Source organism: Flavobacterium sp. GCM10022190 (assembly GCF_042656445.1).
In the GTDB taxonomy this organism is placed as follows: Bacteria; Bacteroidota; Bacteroidia; order Flavobacteriales; family Flavobacteriaceae; genus Flavobacterium; species Flavobacterium nitratireducens.
Genome location: NZ_JBHSOQ010000001.1, coordinates 987244 through 1003754 on the forward strand (window position 1 = coordinate 987244; position 16511 = coordinate 1003754).

15 protein-coding genes are annotated in these 16511 nt (G+C 33.1%); 1 reads left to right on the forward strand and 14 read right to left on the reverse strand.

The features are described 5' to 3' along the window. Window positions 1–25: 25 nt before the first annotated feature. The 5 genes from ACFPTQ_RS04135 to aspS form a co-directional block, all read right to left on the reverse strand. Window positions 26–547: an NADH-quinone oxidoreductase subunit C gene (locus tag ACFPTQ_RS04135; RefSeq protein WP_379774217.1), complete on the reverse strand. Its 522-nt coding sequence runs from the start codon at window positions 545–547 to the stop codon at window positions 26–28. 1 nt (window position 548) lies between these two features. Then, complete coding sequence (locus ACFPTQ_RS04140; protein WP_278034311.1) at window positions 549–1097, reverse strand: NADH-quinone oxidoreductase subunit B; 549 nt, start codon at window positions 1095–1097, stop codon at window positions 549–551. Window positions 1098–1256: 159 nt separating this feature from the next. Continuing rightward, complete coding sequence (locus tag ACFPTQ_RS04145; RefSeq protein WP_379774221.1) at window positions 1257–1622, reverse strand: NADH-quinone oxidoreductase subunit A; 366 nt, start codon at window positions 1620–1622, stop codon at window positions 1257–1259. 237 nt (window positions 1623–1859) lie between these two features. Further along, window positions 1860–2054: a cold-shock protein gene (locus tag ACFPTQ_RS04150; RefSeq protein WP_035634121.1), complete on the reverse strand. Its 195-nt coding sequence runs from the start codon at window positions 2052–2054 to the stop codon at window positions 1860–1862. 128 nt (window positions 2055–2182) lie between these two features. After that, window positions 2183–3931, reverse strand: a complete 1749-nt coding sequence (gene aspS / locus ACFPTQ_RS04155; RefSeq protein ID WP_379774225.1) for an aspartate--tRNA ligase — start codon at window positions 3929–3931, stop codon at window positions 2183–2185. A gap of 237 nt (window positions 3932–4168) precedes the next feature. Between aspS and ACFPTQ_RS04160 the strand changes: the two genes are divergently transcribed. After that, window positions 4169–4534, forward strand: coding sequence for a toxin-antitoxin system YwqK family antitoxin (locus ACFPTQ_RS04160; protein WP_379774227.1), 366 nt, complete (start codon window positions 4169–4171; stop codon window positions 4532–4534). A 41-nt stretch (window positions 4535–4575) separates the two neighbouring features. On the opposite strand, the gene ACFPTQ_RS04165 is transcribed toward ACFPTQ_RS04160, so the two are convergent. The 9 genes from ACFPTQ_RS04165 to ACFPTQ_RS04205 all read right to left on the reverse strand — a co-directional run bounded on the left by ACFPTQ_RS04165 (window position 4576) and on the right by ACFPTQ_RS04205 (window position 16315). Next, entirely contained in the window at window positions 4576–6123 is a 1548-nt protein-coding gene (locus ACFPTQ_RS04165; RefSeq protein WP_379774230.1) for a PepSY-associated TM helix domain-containing protein, read from the reverse strand. A gap of 2 nt (window positions 6124–6125) precedes the next feature. After that, entirely contained in the window at window positions 6126–6428 is a 303-nt protein-coding gene (locus tag ACFPTQ_RS04170; protein ID WP_379774232.1) for a hypothetical protein, read from the reverse strand. Window positions 6429–6432: 4 nt separating this feature from the next. Next, complete coding sequence (locus ACFPTQ_RS04175) at window positions 6433–6768, reverse strand: hypothetical protein (protein WP_379774234.1); 336 nt, start codon at window positions 6766–6768, stop codon at window positions 6433–6435. 67 nt (window positions 6769–6835) lie between these two features. Continuing rightward, a complete protein-coding gene (locus ACFPTQ_RS04180) occupies window positions 6836–9271 on the reverse strand; it encodes a TonB-dependent receptor domain-containing protein (protein WP_379774237.1) in 2436 nt (811 codons plus the stop codon). A gap of 195 nt (window positions 9272–9466) precedes the next feature. Further along, window positions 9467–12643 carry an efflux RND transporter permease subunit gene (locus tag ACFPTQ_RS04185; RefSeq protein WP_379774240.1) on the reverse strand — a complete coding sequence of 1059 codons (3177 nt, stop codon included), beginning with the start codon at window positions 12641–12643 and terminating at the stop codon, window positions 9467–9469. A 133-nt stretch (window positions 12644–12776) separates the two neighbouring features. Next, window positions 12777–13844: an efflux RND transporter periplasmic adaptor subunit gene (locus tag ACFPTQ_RS04190; RefSeq protein ID WP_379774243.1), complete on the reverse strand. Its 1068-nt coding sequence runs from the start codon at window positions 13842–13844 to the stop codon at window positions 12777–12779. A 1-nt stretch (window position 13845) separates the two neighbouring features. Continuing rightward, window positions 13846–15186: a TolC family protein gene (locus ACFPTQ_RS04195; RefSeq protein WP_379774246.1), complete on the reverse strand. Its 1341-nt coding sequence runs from the start codon at window positions 15184–15186 to the stop codon at window positions 13846–13848. Next, a complete protein-coding gene (locus ACFPTQ_RS04200) occupies window positions 15183–15782 on the reverse strand; it encodes a TetR/AcrR family transcriptional regulator (RefSeq protein WP_379774249.1) in 600 nt (199 codons plus the stop codon). Before ACFPTQ_RS04200 ends, ACFPTQ_RS04195 begins: the two co-directional genes overlap by 4 nt. An 11-nt stretch (window positions 15783–15793) precedes the next feature. Next, window positions 15794–16315 (reverse strand): YceI family protein, encoded by a 522-nt coding sequence (locus ACFPTQ_RS04205; RefSeq protein ID WP_379774251.1) that lies wholly within the window; start codon window positions 16313–16315, stop codon window positions 15794–15796. Window positions 16316–16511: the final 196 nt, after the last annotated feature.

Genomic DNA, 16511 nt, shown 5'->3' on the forward strand with positions numbered 1-16511 from the left:
ATGTGAAAAATTATATATTGTTTTTTTAGCAATTGTCTACTGTTCTTCCGAAGAAACGGTCGTCTTTATCAGTTCTTCCACCATCTTCCATTGGGAATTCTTTACGCATAGGGAAAGAAATCATTTCATCCATATTCAAAATACGTTTTAATTGTGGATGACCAATAAAGTTGATGCCGAAGAAATCGTATGTTTCTCTTTCCATCCAATTGGAAGTCAAGAATATATTAGAAACAGTTTTGATTTCAGGATTTTCTCCGTTAAGGAAAGTTTTGATTCGAATACGTTTGTTTTCGTACCAATTGTGCATGTGGTAAACAACGGCAAATTGTTTATCAGCTGGGTTATCAGGATAATGAATTCCGCATAAATCCGTTAGGAAATGAAAACGTAATTCAGGATCGTTTTTTAAGAATAAAATGATTGCAGTGTTGTTTTTTGCATTAATTTCAAACGAAAAAATATCTCTTTCCTGTTGGAAATTAAAAACATCAGCTGCAAATGTTTCTACTAATTTATCTTGGATAGCTGTATTTTCTAATGCCATTTTATTTGATATTATAAGAAGCTAATAATTCTTGATACTCAGGTGAACTTCTTCTTCTTACTGATTCTGATTTTACAAGTTCTTGTAATTTCATTACACCATCAACAATTTGTTCTGGTCTTGGAGGGCAACCTGGAACATATACATCCACAGGGATAACTTTGTCAATTCCTTGTAGTACAGAATAAGTATCGAATATTCCTCCTGAAGAAGCACAAGCTCCTACAGCAATTACCCATCTTGGTTCAGACATTTGCTCGTAAACTTGGCGTAAAATTGGAGCCATTTTTTTGGATATAGTTCCCATAACCATCAACATATCCGCTTGACGAGGGGAGAAACTTACACGCTCAGAACCAAAACGCGCTAAGTCGTAATGAGAAGCCATAGTGGCCATAAATTCAATTCCACAACAAGAAGTAGCAAAAGGTAATGGCCAAAGTGAATTGGCACGTGCCAAACCTACAACATCATTAAGTTTTGTAGCAAAGAATCCTTCACCTACAACACCTTCTGGAGGGGCAACCATATTTATTTTTGAATTACTCATTTTCAATATTAGATTTCTGATTTTAGATTTTAGATTTCTGAAACACTAAAAGAAAAATCAATTTTTTAATCAGTTTTTATTATTTGAAGAGTTTTTGATTTTAAATTATGATTTCGAAACTTAAATCTGAAATCTTCGATCTAAAATCCAAAATCTTTATTAATCCCATTCTAAAGCTTTCTTTTTGATGATATAGAAAAACCCAACCAAAAGTAAAGCCATGAAAACAATCATTTTTAGCATTCCTTCTAAACCTAATTCTTTAAAGTTAATGGCCCAAGGATAAAGGAATATTACCTCGACATCAAACAAAACGAATAATATAGCAACCAGGAAATATTTTACAGAAAATGGAATACGTGCATTTCCCACAGATTCAATTCCACATTCGAAGTTTTTATCTTTTGATGCTGATTTCCTTCTAGGTCCTAGCTTACCTGAAATTAGGATAGTAGTTACTACGAAACCTATTGCAAGTAAGGCTTGCATGAGAATTGGTAGGTAGTTAAATTGTTCTGATTGCATAGAAATAAATTTTGTGCTAAAATAAGTCACAAAGATATACTTCAATGTTATAAAACACAAGTTTAAAACCAAAATTACACATTGATTTTAAAGGTTTTTTTTGTAGTTTTTAATGATTATAAATAAGTAAATTTTGAATTTCTTAAAATAATCTAAAAATTTTAAGATTTGTACCAAAAAAAAAGGTTCCGATACTATCGGAACCCTTTGGTCATTCGTAACAAAAAACTATTTTGTTTAGATTACTGCAACTTTAGCAGCAACCTTTCCTTTTCTTCCTTCTTCTTCTTCGTAGCTCACTCTGTCTCCTTCGCGTAATTCTTCCGCGCTGATTCCTGAAGCATGAACAAAAATGTCTTTTCCTGTTTCTTCGTCTGTAATGAATCCGTAACCTTTTGATTCATTGAAAAATTTAACTGTACCTGTACGCATTGTAATAGTAATAATAATTTATAATAAGACAAATGTAATGTTTAATATCATACGAAAATGATTAATAGCAATATTTTTCATAAAATAATTGATATTCAGTGTTTTCAAACATTTTAAGAAGGCTTTTATTATAAATTTATTTTGATATGTAATTCCTCTAATTGCGTAGTATCAATAGCCGATGGAGCATCAATCATTACATCTCTACCTGAGTTGTTTTTAGGAAAAGCAATAAAATCTCTAATGGTTTCCTGACCTCCTAATATAGCCACCAATCGATCTAATCCAAAAGCTAAACCTCCGTGTGGTGGCGCACCAAATTGGAAAGCATCCATCAAGAATCCAAATTGCGCTTTGGCTTCTTCTTCCGAGAATCCTAAGTATTTAAACATTAATTGCTGTGTAGCCTTATCGTGAATACGAATAGAACCACCTCCAATTTCGTTTCCGTTCAATACCATATCGTATGCATTGGCGCGTACTTCACCTGGTTTAGTTTCTAACAACGCAATGTCTTCTGGTTTTGGAGAGGTGAAAGGGTGGTGCATGGCATGATAACGACCGCTTTCTTCATCAAATTCTAACAATGGGAAATCTACAACCCAAAGAGGTGCGAATACTTCTGGGTTGCGCAATCCTAAACGAGTGGCTAATTCCATTCTTAAAGCACTTAATTGCGCTCTAGTTTTGTTAGCCGGTCCTGAAAGCACAAAAATCATATCCCCAGCCTTAGCTCCTGTAGTTTTAGCCCAGTTAGCTAGGTCTTCTTGGTCGTAAAATTTATCTACTGATGATTTGTAAGTTCCGTCTTCATTACATTTTACATAAACCATTCCCGAAGCTCCTACTTGTGGACGTTTTACCCATTCGATTAAAGCATCGATTTCTTTACGTGTATAATTTCCAGCTCCAGGCACTGCAATACCTACTACTAATTCGGCTGCATTGAATACAGAGAATTCTTTATGTTGAGCAAATTCGTTTAGTTCTCCAAATTCCATCCCGAAACGGATGTCTGGTTTGTCATTTCCGTAGGTTTTCATCGCGTGCTCATAAGTCATGCGAGGGAATTTGTCTACTTCAATACCTTTTAATTCTTTCAATAAATGACGCGTTAAGCCTTCAAAGATGTTTAAAATGTCTTCTTGTTCCACAAAAGCCATTTCGCAGTCAATTTGTGTAAACTCAGGTTGACGGTCTGCACGTAAGTCCTCGTCACGGAAACATTTTACAATTTGGAAGTATTTGTCCATTCCACCTACCATCAATAATTGCTTGAAAGTTTGTGGCGATTGCGGTAAAGCATAAAATTGTCCTTCGTTCATTCGCGAAGGAACTACAAAATCTCGAGCTCCTTCTGGGGTCGATTTGATTAAATAAGGAGTTTCCACTTCACAGAAATCCAAATCAGATAAATATTTGCGCACTTCCATTGCCACTTTGTGACGGAATAGCAAACTGTTTTTTACCGGATTTCTTCTAATGTCAAGGTAACGGTATTTCATTCGGATGTCTTCGCCACCGTCTGTTTCATCTTCAATTGTAAATGGTGGTGTTAATGCCGAATTAAGAATATTTAATTCAGAAACTAAAATCTCAATTTCTCCTGTTGGTATGTTTTTGTTTTTAGCCTCGCGCTCAATTACCGTCCCTTTTACCTGAATTACAAATTCTCTTCCCAGCGTTTTTGCTAATTCGAATACGGTTTTTTCTGTACGACTTTCGTCAAATATTAATTGTGTTATTCCATAACGGTCTCTTAAATCCACCCAATTCATGAATCCTTTATCTCGTGATTTTTGAACCCAACCCGCAAGTGTTACTTCGGTGTTTATGTGTGAGGCGTTTAACTCGCCACAGTTATGACTTCTGTACATTATTGAAAAAATTTAATTATTTGGTTATAAGCCTTAAAAACGACTTGGCTGCAAATTTAGAACTAATTATGTACATTGAATTGAGAAAATCAATTTTTTAATGCATTGAATTTATTGGCTTTTTTAATTTCCAATGTTAAGTTTTTATCTAATGTTACTAAATTGTTACCAAAATGTTTTTTAAATGTAAATTAAGATGTAAATTTGATAAAAATAAATCATTTAAATTTTTACATCATGAAAAAATATATAGTTATTGCAACCGTTTTATTTACAGGAGTTATTTTCGCTCAAAGTGCAAAACCAGTTTTAGAACCTTTTGGAAAAAAAGTAAAAGCTACTTATTTTTATGACAATGGTCAAGTGCAACAAGAAGGTTATTTTGTGAAAGGCAAATTAGAAGGAACTTGGGTTTCTTATGACGAAAATGGAAATAAAACCGCTATCGCCGAATATAAAAATGGAAAAAAAGTTGGAAAATGGTTTTTCTGGACAGATAACAATGATAAAGGTTTTGCTAATTTAAGCGAAGTTGATTATTCGGATAACAAAATTGCTTCTATCAAGAATTGGAAAAAAGAAGCAGTTGTTAATGTGGATTAAAAAATACAATTGTTAATTATGAAAAAGGCTTTCCTAGGTTTTTAGGGAAGCCTTTTTTTATTTACTTTATTATATGCGTAGAACGTGATAATGGATACTATAATCCAAAAACTATCAATGAAAAATGATTGAAATTGATGATTATTAAAGCTAATCCAAAACCAATTTCCAGTTTTTAGTCCGTTTGTAATAGGGATTAAGAAACCTAAAATGCTTCCTGAAAGCAAACAAAATCGATTAGTAAAAGCATTGTTTTTCTTTAGAATGAAAAAGGTACTCAAAAGTAACCAACTTATAAAGTATACTGCATAGGTATTGTTTTGACCTAATGGAAACCAAATTTTAGCAATAATAAAAGTCAAAGCAGTAACAGGAAACATGCTTAAACAAATTGCAAGATAGAAACGGACGACTCTTTCGTTAAAACGTCTTTCTTTCTCTGGGATATTTTTCTTGTCACGGGCTACAAGCCAAATCATAACCCCAGAAATAATTACGAAACAGCTTAGTATTCCCATTATGAAACTAAAAATCTTTAAACCGTAACCACCATAGTCTCCAAAATGGATGCGATATAAACAATTTTTTACGATATCTAAATAGCTGTTAGATTCCAAAGGATTTTTTTTAATATCAAATTTACCTGAAGCAACTTTATAATGAATTTCACCTATTGCTGTAAATCGTTCGTCACTTGGAATGTCGCCTTTTATTAAAACATGCATATTTTGATCTCCAAAGTTTTGGATTTCAAGTTGTGTTATGTCAAAATGAGGCCATTTATTTTGTGCCTTTTTTACAATTTCATTAATACTAAAATCTTTGGTTAAGGATTTATTTTCGAAAGGGTATTCTATATTTTTATATTCCAGTTCCGAGTATAATTTTTTTTCATCACCTCCATATAAAAAATGAACCGTTGGTGCTACAATCAGTATTTTGATCATGAAAAAAGCACCAGTTACAGCATAGACAAATTGAAAAGGTAATCCTAACATACCTAATGAAGTATGTGCATCTGTCCACCACGTTTTGAGCTTTTCTTTTGGACGAAAAAGAAAAAAATTAGAGACTATTTTTTTCCAATGGATTACTACGCCAGTAATGATTGCAAATAAAAAAAATAGAGCGATTAAACCTGAAAGATAATAACCTACAGGATAAGGAATTTGTGCTAAAAAATGCAAACGATAAATAAACTCACCTAAATTGTATGACTGTTCGTATGTTGTTGTATTGTAGGTTTCATTGTTCAGATACAAAAAATGGCCTTCTTTTGCTTTAATAGAAGCTGTGCTGTCTTTTGTAGCTTCAAGAGAAATAGCAACTTTTTTTTCTTTATTGTGTTGACTGATTGCTATTTTTCTTCCTTTTAAATCAAAACTTGTATCTAGTACTTTAAGTGCTTTATCATAGTTTAATTGAATGTTATTGGTAATTGGAGCTGATTCCCCTTTTTCCCAATTGCTTATTTCGTCTTTAAAAAAAGCAAAAGAACCAGCAAAAAAAATGATGAACAGTACAACACTAATAATGATACCACTAATAGTATGTGTATGAAAAATGATATTGTAATTACGGTTATTCATTTTTATAAAGCTAATATGTTCATGTTTTTACTTAAATAAGTTATTCCAAATAAAATAGCACTTATTAGTAGGTATACTAAGCCTATTTTCCATCCATTTTTAGCTATAAAAGCAAGAATCATTAGTACAACCCAGAGTATAAATGCCGAAAATGTCATGGTAATAATGATGTTAGTTTGGTTGAAAAAACTAGCAAGGGCTAAATGAAAACTAATAGAAACTAAATAGCCACCTAGTATTGCAGCGGTTATTTTAGCAAAACGTTGCCATTTGGATTGGGTTAAATATTTTGGATTTGCTGGCATTTCTTTAAATTTTGAATAAGATTTCGTATGTAATACAAAGGGCAAAAAAGAGTAGTACCGTTTTATAATTTAAGATTTTTAGAGGGGCTAAGATGATTACTAAGCTTCCGATTGTCATTATTTGAATACAATAAATTAGGCTAGCTGCTCCAATAGATTTTATACTAATAAATATGGCATAGGTAATGATAAACATACCGATACTTACTATTTTAGATAGTTTTGGATTTTGTTGAATCCATTTTTCAACTTCTAAGTTATTTGTTAGTGTTGCTTTTTTGGAGGTGTTGTATATTGTATAAAAAGCTATAAAAATACTCAGGCTAATGAGTGATATCATATTCTTTTGAATTATAAAACAGCTTTCTTACCTACAAAATAAGAAAGCTGTTTTTTGATGATTGATTTTAAAATCTATATGAAAAACTTGCTGCTATTGTTCGCGGATCCTTTGGGTGAACCGTAGACCAGCCATCATAAAGATCTTTATTGGCAATGTTATTTAGTTTCAAAGTAATATTGAATTTTTCGGCATTATAAAATAACGAGGAATTTAAAACAGTGTATTCTGGAATTGTAAATTCACCAGGGGTTTTTCTGTTCATAATTTTATTTTCGCTACCATAGTTTCCACCAAAACCAAATCCAAAACCTCTAAATATACCTTGGGTGAATTTATAACTAGCCCATAAGTTGGCTAGATGTTTTGGGCCTGCACTTTCAGGTCTACGTGAAATAAATTCTGAATCTCCTTGTGTCAAAACAGATTCATTAAAGCTATAGCCAGCAGTTATATTTAAGCCATTAATTGGGTTGGTCACAAATTCTGTTTCAATCCCTTTGTTTTTTTGTGCTCCATCCTGATAGTACATTACATCAGTTGCATTAGGTCTTATGCTATACACTTGATCGGTTACTTTGATATCATAATAACTGATTGTTGCGTACAATTTATCGCTAAAAATATTCCATTTTGTACCTACTTCCAATTGGTTTGCGTGTTCAGGACTAAAACTTCTTACCGTTGTAACTGAACCGCTAATTTCATTTGCAGGCGCTACATTTGAAAACCCATTCATGTAATTGGCAAAAATGGAAATTTTGTCTAAAAGAGGTTGGTAAACTATTCCAAATTTAGGAGAAAATGCGGTTTGGTTATATCCATCATTTTTTGCATTCATGAATCGATCTCCACGTAAACTTACCATTGCTGATAAATTAGGCATAATGTTTACTACATTAGAAAAATAGGCGCTGTACACTTCTTGTTTCGTATTACTGTTGTTGCGTGGATTGTTGCCTAAAATAGCATCTGAACCTGATTTTGTTAAATTTCCTGTATCTCCATTGGATGGCCCAAAAACAGCATTGAAAGATTGTAAATTATCCCCAATGTATATACTTCCGTTTGCGAAATAGCTAGAGCTATTATCAGCATAAGTTCTTTTGAAATAATCCAAACCTACTACGATTCTGTTTCTTAATTTGCCAATTTTAAAATCGCCTATGAAGTTTTGCTGAATATCTGTAGTAACATTTTTATTGTCTTGATAATTAAAATACCTTCCTAATACAATACCATCAGTTATAGTAGGATAATATTGAGTGGTTTCATATAAATAGGAGTAGTAACCTTCTGATTTAGCAGAACTATTTGCAAACACTGTTTGTGAACTCCATTGATCCGATAGTTTATAGTTCATTTGGGCTTGAATATTATGCGAAGGTGTTTTGATGGTCAATCCGTTACTGGTGTAGGAACGTTTATTGTCGTATTTTAATTCGTTAATATTGTGAACACGTAAGGCATGACCTCTATCAAAGAATAACATTGTTGGATTTGTAGTTTCATTGTTCATGAATTCAGTCAGGACGGTAAATGAAAGTTTATCATTAAGTTCATACGTTAATGATGGAGCTATGAAAAATGATTCTCTAAATCCTGCATCTTGAAAACTGTTTTGATTATTGTATGCCGAATTTATTCTGAAATTTAGTGTTTTGCGGTTGTTCAATGAGGTGTTTAAGTCAACTGTAGCTCTGTTTAAAGCATAACTACCTACGGTGTATGCTATTTCTCCACCAAAACCTTTGTAGGGTTTTTTGGTTGTGGTATTGATTAAACCTCCATAGGAAATTAAACTACTTCCAAATAATGTCCCTGAGGGTCCTTTAATAACTTCTATTTTGTAGATGTTTGCTGGATCTAAACTACCATTGGTTATTCCTGGTAATCCATTTACCATAGTAGGTTGTACAGCAAAACCTCTTAAAGCATAATATCCTGCACCATCACTACCACGACCAGTTGATGCCCAAAGTTGTGTTATTCCTGCTGCATTTTTTAAAGCATCATCAAAGTTTGTTACAACTTGCTCTTTCAGTAATTCTGCAGTTATCGTCGAATATACTTGTGGATTTTCTAAATTTTTTAGTGGTAATCTTGATACTTGTATGTTTTCTTTTCTTGCAAAGCGATTTTTTTTACCACCATTTATCACTACTTCTGTTAATTCTTCCGAGTTAGGACTCATACTGATATTCTGAATTATTTCTACTCCATTTACAATATTTATTTTTTCTTCTTTGGTAATATACCCAACAGCGGATATTTTTAGTGTATAACTTCCTGTTTTGATATTGATTATTTTATAGTTTCCCTTAGTATCTGTTACTGTTCCATAACGAGTTCCTTTAAGTACTACTGAAATATTCTCAGCAGATTGATTGTCTTTTAGAGTAATCTTTCCTCTGATGCTTCCTTTTTCTTGTGACCAAGTATTGTTAGAGAGTAGTAAGGCGAATAGTAAGCTTAGAATGGGTAGAATAAATTTTACTTTCATGTTATTTAGAATAATTATTAATAACACAAAAGTAAAACCTGAAGACTTATAAAACAAATTTATTTTAATTTATTCTAAATAAAATTAAAAAAATATTCTAATTCGATTAATTCGAGAGTTATAGGTTGTAGGTAAACGAAACAAGCCTATACAATTTTCATGTATAGGCTTGTTTTTGTTGTAAAATGGGTAATTCTACATATTGTGTTTTGGGGTAAAACCATCTTCACTTAGTTCGCGGTGCTCGTAATCGGCAACCATTTCGGCTTCGTAATCGATTTTTTCACCTTTAGAGAATTTAGCTATGATTTTTTCCATGATTTCATAAATCACAGGAACGATAATTAAAGTAAGGAATAAAGAAGAAATTAATCCACCTATAATTACCCATGCCAAACCATTTTTCCATTCGGCACCAGCTCCAGAAGCCAAAGCAATAGGAAGCATACCAAATACCATCGCAATAGTTGTCATCAAGATAGGACGTAAACGAGCGTGGTTTGCCTGAATCAAAGCAGTACGAATACTTTCTCCGGCAGCACGACGTTGATTCGTATAATCCACAAGCATAATCGCATTTTTACAAACCAAACCAATCAACATGATAATACCTAAAATGGTAAAGATATTTAAGGAATTATTCGTTAATGCTAAGGCTAACATGGCTCCAATAAACGAAAGTGGAATAGCAAACAATACCACAAATGGATGTACGAAACTGTCATATAATCCCACCATAACTAAGTACACTAAGATAATAGCCGCTAATAATGCAATTCCAAGTGTACCAAATCCTTCGGATTGATTTTCTTGATCACCTCCCCAAATGTAACTTACACCAGTAGGTTTTTCTAATTTTTGCAGTTTTTCCTCCCATTGGGTTACAATAGTTCCAGCTGGAACACCTATGTTTTGACCTTGTACAGTTACTGAAGCCGTTTTGTCTCTTCGTTCTAATTTACTAGGTCCAGAACCTTCGGTGATAGTTGCAAATTGAGATAATTTAATTTGTTGTCCTAAATCATTAATAAAAATTAAGTTGCTTACATCAGTAATGTTTTTTCTATCAAAAGCATTGTATTTAATGTTAATATCGTATTCGTATTCACCAGCTCTAAATTTACCATCTGTATTCCCGCTGTAAGCTGTTTGCATGGTCATACCAACTGTTTGTAAATTCAAGCCTAATGCAGCCATTTTATCACGATCAACCTGAACATTGATTTCAGGATTTCCATCTTCAACGGTTAGTTTAATCTCGGTAGTTCCAGGAATTTTACGTAATTCAGCTTCGGCTAATTTGGCAAATTTCATGGCACTTTCTACATTAGGACCGGTAACAATTAATCCTAAAGTAGCATCTTCTGCCGAACCCATAATACCTACAGGTACTGTTTTTACTTTGGCACCAACCAATACTTTTTCTAATTGACGTTTCATTTTGGCTGCATATACAGAAGCTTCATCGGTGCGTTCTGATTGCTCAATCATTTTAACATCAATTTCAGCTTTATATGTGGTTGCCTGCGAAGCCCCCATACCTTCTGAAGTTTGACCTACAGTGGTAATTTGGCTATGTACATATTTTTGTTTTTTCAAATAGGCTTCTGCTTTTTGCGTCATGAAGTTGGTTTGTTCCAATGAAGCGTCTTTTGGCATTTCAATTTGCACTAAAAACTCACCACTATCCGAAGCAGCAAAGAATTCTCCTCCAATAAAGCCTCCGCCCAATAATCCTATTGTAGAAGCAAAGAATAAGATTACTACAATAACGATAGTTTTGATATAATGATTTAAAGACCATTCTAAAATTTCAGTAACCCAGTTAGTGAAACGAGTTAATAAACTTTCGAAACCAAGAATAATTCTTCCAAATAGATTTTTACCTTCAATATGTTCTAATTTTCCAAATCTTGAAGACAACCAAGGAATAATAGTAAAGGAAGCCAAAAGTGATAATAAGGTCGAAATTACTACAGTAGTACAAAATTGGGTAATAATATTAGAAACTAAACCGCTACTCATGGCAATTGGTAAAAATACCACCACAATTACTAAGGTAATTGAGGTTACTGTTCCGCCAATTTCTGCTGTTCCATCAAAGGCGGCACGAATTCGGCTTTTACCCATTTCCATGTGCCTGTAAATATTTTCTAACACCACAATGGCATCATCCACCAGAATACCTACAACGAGTGATAAACCAAGTAAACTCATTAAGTTTAAAGTGTAACCCATTAAGTAAATACCAATGAAAGTTGCAATTAATGAAGCAGGAATAGAAACCATTACAATTAATGAGTTTCTAATACTGTGCAAGAAGAACAACATTACTAATGCTACTAATATGACAGCAATCAATAAATCATGAATAACCGAATCAGCTGCTTCAAGGGTAAAAATAGTACTGTCTTTAGCTGTTTCTAATTCAAGTTGTACAACCTTGTAATCTTTTTCTAGATTGCTAACCGTTTTAGCTACTTGTTCACTTACAGCAACTGCATTAGCATCTGATTGTTTTATTATTTGTAAAACGATGGCACTTTTTTGATCTACACGAGCAATTTTCTCTGCAATTTTTTGGGTATCTTGAATATCAGCAATGTCTTGTAAGCGGATTTGAATTCCGTTTTTAGAAGAGATTACTAAATTCCTAAGTTCGTCAACATTTTTGTATTTACCAGCTAAACGGATAAGGATTTTTTGTTCACGAGTTTGAATATTTCCTGTAGGGAAATCAAGGTTGGAAGCTAAAATCATTTGTTGCACTTGTGGAATAGATAATCCATATCCTTGCATTTTAGTAGCATCAAGGTTTACCTGAATTTCACGTTCTTGTCCACCAATGATGTTTACCTGTGCAACTCCTGGTACACGAGATAAAACGGGAGCAATTTTTTTGTCGATTAAGTCATAAAAAGCGGCTTCGTCCATTTTGCCATTGGCACCAATGGTAATGATTGGCATATCACTCAAAGAGAATTTGTTTAGCGACGGTGTTTTGGCGTCATCTGGTAAATCACTCAATATGGCGTTAATTTTTCGTTGTGCATCGTTCATCGAAATATCTGCATTGGCATTTGAAGTCAATGTTATGGATACAACCGAAAGACTCTCGTAGGATTTCGAATCAATTTTTTTAATATTTTCAATGGATGCAACCGCGTCTTCGATTTTTTTAGTAACCGTGTTTTCAATTTCACTAGGAGAGGCTCCAGGGTATACAGTAGAAACCGTAATTACATTCATTTCGAATTTAGGGATCAGTTCATAGCCCAGCTGGCTGTAACTGAACAGACCTCCAAGAGTTAGTATCGTAAACAGAACGATAACTAAGGAAGGACGTTTTATGGATATTTCTGCTAATTTCATATTTTACTTTTTTATAGTCCTTAGTGTATAGTCCTATGTATTTACGGGCTAATAACTAAGATTTTTTTAAGTGTTTAAGTTAATCACTAGTCGCTAAGGACTGAGGACTAGGGACTATTTGCAAATTCACTAATTACTTGATGATTTCTATTGTATTACCGTCTTGTAAGTTGATTTGTCCCGTTGTAATAACCGTATCTCCATCGGATAAACCGCTTAGGATTTCAACTTTGTCCCCTAAAATTCTTCCTGCAGTAACAGTTTTTAGTCTAGCAATTCCGTTTTCGGCAACAAAAACTTGATTACTACTTACACTACCTACAAAAGCTGTTCTAGGTATTACTGTCATGGTTTGTTTTTGTTGAGCTGATTTAAATACAGCTGTTCCATACATACCCGCTTTTAAATCATTATTAGCGTTGTTAGTGATTTCGATTTCAACAGGGAAATTTAAACTGCTATCCGCTTTTGCTGCGATAAAAGTAATTTTACCAGAAAATGTTTTGTCAGGGTACACACTGCTGGTTACGGTTATATTAGTACCCGTTTTTAAGTTAGCTACCTGTCCTTCATTTACTGTTACTGTAAGTTTTAAAGTATTTACATTTACTATTTCGAACATTTTTGTAGGAGGCATAGCAGCAAGCATTGACCCTGGTTCGATTAATTTTGCATTGATAATTCCGTTTATTGGGGCTTTGATTCGAGTATCACCAACATTAATTTTTGCTTGTTTGTAGTTGGCTTCAGCATTTGTCAAAGCAACTTTTGCTTGATCTAGTTGTTGTTTAGTAACACCTCCTGTTTTGTATGCACTTTCAAAACGGTTGTAATCTGCTTTTGCATTTTGATACACTGCTTCTGCTGCTTGTGCATTTACATTGATCGCATCACCTCTCATAATAGCTAAGGTTTGACCTACAGCTACACGATCACCTTCTTTTACAAGTACTTTGATTACTTTTCCAGATTTTTCAGCCTCTAAGCTTAATTCTTGTTTTGGTTCAAAGTTTCCATTGGCAACAAAATCTAAAGATACTTCTTCGGTTTTTACAGTAGCTACTTTTACAGAAACACTGGCGTTTTTCTCAGCAACAATAGCAATTTTTTCCTCGTTTTCCTTTTTGTTCTTTGTCAATATAAATCCTATTAGTGCCAGTGATGCAATAATAATGACTGAAGTAGTTATAATTCTTTTCATGTTAGTTGTTTATTAATGTTTTTAGTTCGCCTTTTGATTTAATTAGTTTGATTTCTGCCAGTTTATAGTCTAAAACGGCTGCAGTGTAGTTGTTTTGTGCTTCTATTGATGCATTTTCTGCATCTAATAAGTCTGTTAATGATGCTAATCCTTGTAAATAGTTGTTGTTGATGTTCTTTAAAATTTCATCCGCAAGTCGCATGTTTTCTTTTTGGTTTTCAAGCGTGATGATGCTATTTTCGATTTGTGTTATAGCATTTTTATAATCTAAATCCAATGCTAATTGGGTGTCTTTAATGTCTTCTTGTACGGTTCTAAGTTGAACATCAGCCTGTTTTACTTTAGCTTTGGTACCAAATCCTGAAAAGATAGGTACTCTTAAATTTAATCCAATTGCTGAGAAATCAGACCAGTAAACACCATTAGAAGGTTTTGCAAATAAAGGCATTTCAGGTCCCTGACCAATGTAGTTATAGTTTGCAGAAAGAGAAAGTGTAGGGTAATAAGCTGCTAATGTTGCCTTTCTTTGTAATACTAATAATTCTTCCTGTTTTTTAAGTAACAAATATTCAGTGCGGTTTGCTGTATTTGGAGCTTCGGCAATTGCAGCTGGAGTCACTTCAAATTCTGCTTTAGGAATATCAATTTGGGAATCCATTGGCATTCCCATATAGAATTTTAATGCATTTTCCTGTAATTGTACCGAATTTAGGATTTGTTGTCTTTGTGTATTGATATTGGATAAATTAACATTCATTCTGTCCAAATCAATTTTTTTTGCAAGACCATTGTCGAATTGTCCTTTAACAATGTCACGAACTTTAGAAGTTGTTTTTAAATTCGTTTCTGCTAAAGCTAATTTTTGGCGCAAAACATAAACCTGATAATAATTGTTAGCTACACGTTCAATTACTTCCTCTTCAGTCAATTGATTGTTGATTTGATAAAATTCGCGAGTAGTACGGGCTGCTTTTAAACCTGTAAAAACTGATTGGTCAAAAAGTGTTTGTGTTAATGAAACACCTCCCGTAGCAGTCCATTTTTGTCCTAAAGGTGCTAAAAGCGTTGTTCCTGGAGCGCCAAAGAAATCTCCAGGTAATGCATTTAATTGCAAAATAGGATTGTAAGTTAGGTTTCCATTAGCCGAAATTTGTGGTAAAGCTCTGGAACGCACTTCCTGAATTTGATATTCACTGTTTTCCACTTTTAATTGTGCTTTTTTAGCATCAGCTTTGTTCTCTAAGGCGTATTTAATGGCCTCTTTCAAAGTGAGCGTGGTTTTTTCTTGTGCATTTGTTATGTTTACAAAGGACAAAATTGTTAGTATTAATAATTTTCTCATTGTTTATTTATGTTAAGTAAGTGTTTTTCGAGTTCTATAATTCCTTTTTCTGTTGCGAGTGCTCTGGTGTGATATTCTAATGCCTTACCTTCAAGTTCGTATGCGTCCCGTTCTAAAATGGTATTTTCATTTATTGAAAAGATGAGGGTATGGTAAAATCGAGTTGCCGATTCAATATCTACATTGGGTCTGTATAGTCCTTGTTCAATCCCTTTTATTACATTTTGTGAAAACATTTTCTTGCAGTCTTCCATTTCATTAACCATTAATTTCTCATAGATTTGAGGGTAATGTTTTTTTAACTGATAGGCTGGCGAATGATCAAAGGACTGAAACATTTCTTTAAACATTTTACGCATTTCAAAGTTTTCTTCGATCGCATTATAATTTTTAGAAACCACTTCATCCATTAGTTTGTGGATGTTTTGGTGAATGATTTCTGTTCCTTCTTCGATAAGTTTTTCTTTGTTGCAAAAATATTTATAAATAGTTTTTTTAGAAATACACATTTCTCCAGCTATATCGTCCATAGTCACGCTTTTGAAACCCAGTTTCAAAAACATATCTGTTGCTTTTGATATAATTTTCTCTTTCATTTTATTCTTGATTAGATACTAAATTCTAGATTAGCAACTAGTTTTATATCTTGACCTGTAGTAAGGCCGTTGTTACTGTGGAATGAATTATAGGCAAGTCCAAAATCTTTTCTGTTAATATCGGCAGTGAGTTCAACAGCAATTTTTTGCTCACCATTTATATAATCTCTTTCTATAAGTTCCACATCTAGTTCAACTGATTTAGTTATGTTTTTTATAGTTAAGTCTCCTTTTAAGAAGTTTATGTTTTTATTTATTTTTTGAAAAGAGGTCGATTTAAAACTTATCGTTGGATATTGGTTCACATCGAAAAAATCATTCAATTTTAAATAATTGCTAAACTGTTCCAACTTCGTTTCTCGGTTTTTAACATCTAATGAAAAAGCAATAGTAGCATCTTCAATTTCATTATTATTGACACTTGCATAGCCCTGAAAAGTATCTAAGTTTCCTCCTAAATAAGCTATTATTGAATGTCTCATTCGAATTAATACATCTGATTGTTTCGAGTTAACTTTCCATTTTGTTTTCATAAAAATCTCATTTTAAGTAGGATAGCTTTTTTAATTTTCCAGATGCTAAATTAGTATCGGGTAATTTATTTGTTAAAATCAGGGCAAATATAGAAAGGAAACTTTTAACACCAAAATAGTTTCCATTGTTTTTATGATAATTTAACATTTCATTGATGTACGGAGTTTGTTATCCAATGGGAATGCTGTAAATTAG

Coding starts and splice junctions, on each gene's coding strand:
- ACFPTQ_RS04185 (WP_379774240.1), bottom strand. CDS start 12,643: ATGAAATTAGCAGAAATATCCATAAAACGTCCTTCCTTAGTTATCGTT.
- ACFPTQ_RS04190 (WP_379774243.1), bottom strand. CDS start 13,844: ATGAAAAGAATTATAACTACTTCAGTCATTATTATTGCATCACTGGCA.
- ACFPTQ_RS04205 (WP_379774251.1), bottom strand. CDS start 16,315: ATGAAAACAAAATGGAAAGTTAACTCGAAACAATCAGATGTATTAATT.
- ACFPTQ_RS04145 (WP_379774221.1), bottom strand. CDS start 1,622: ATGCAATCAGAACAATTTAACTACCTACCAATTCTCATGCAAGCCTTA.
- ACFPTQ_RS04195 (WP_379774246.1), bottom strand. CDS start 15,186: ATGAGAAAATTATTAATACTAACAATTTTGTCCTTTGTAAACATAACA.
- ACFPTQ_RS04150 (WP_035634121.1), bottom strand. CDS start 2,054: ATGCGTACAGGTACAGTTAAATTTTTCAATGAATCAAAAGGTTACGGA.
- ACFPTQ_RS04165 (WP_379774230.1), bottom strand. CDS start 6,123: ATGAATAACCGTAATTACAATATCATTTTTCATACACATACTATTAGT.
- ACFPTQ_RS04140 (WP_278034311.1), bottom strand. CDS start 1,097: ATGAGTAATTCAAAAATAAATATGGTTGCCCCTCCAGAAGGTGTTGTA.
- ACFPTQ_RS04175 (WP_379774234.1), bottom strand. CDS start 6,768: ATGATATCACTCATTAGCCTGAGTATTTTTATAGCTTTTTATACAATA.
- ACFPTQ_RS04200 (WP_379774249.1), bottom strand. CDS start 15,782: ATGAAAGAGAAAATTATATCAAAAGCAACAGATATGTTTTTGAAACTG.
- ACFPTQ_RS04180 (WP_379774237.1), bottom strand. CDS start 9,271: ATGAAAGTAAAATTTATTCTACCCATTCTAAGCTTACTATTCGCCTTA.
- ACFPTQ_RS04160 (WP_379774227.1), top strand. CDS start 4,169: ATGAAAAAATATATAGTTATTGCAACCGTTTTATTTACAGGAGTTATT.
- aspS (WP_379774225.1), bottom strand. CDS start 3,931: ATGTACAGAAGTCATAACTGTGGCGAGTTAAACGCCTCACACATAAAC.
- ACFPTQ_RS04170 (WP_379774232.1), bottom strand. CDS start 6,428: ATGCCAGCAAATCCAAAATATTTAACCCAATCCAAATGGCAACGTTTT.
- ACFPTQ_RS04135 (WP_379774217.1), bottom strand. CDS start 547: ATGGCATTAGAAAATACAGCTATCCAAGATAAATTAGTAGAAACATTT.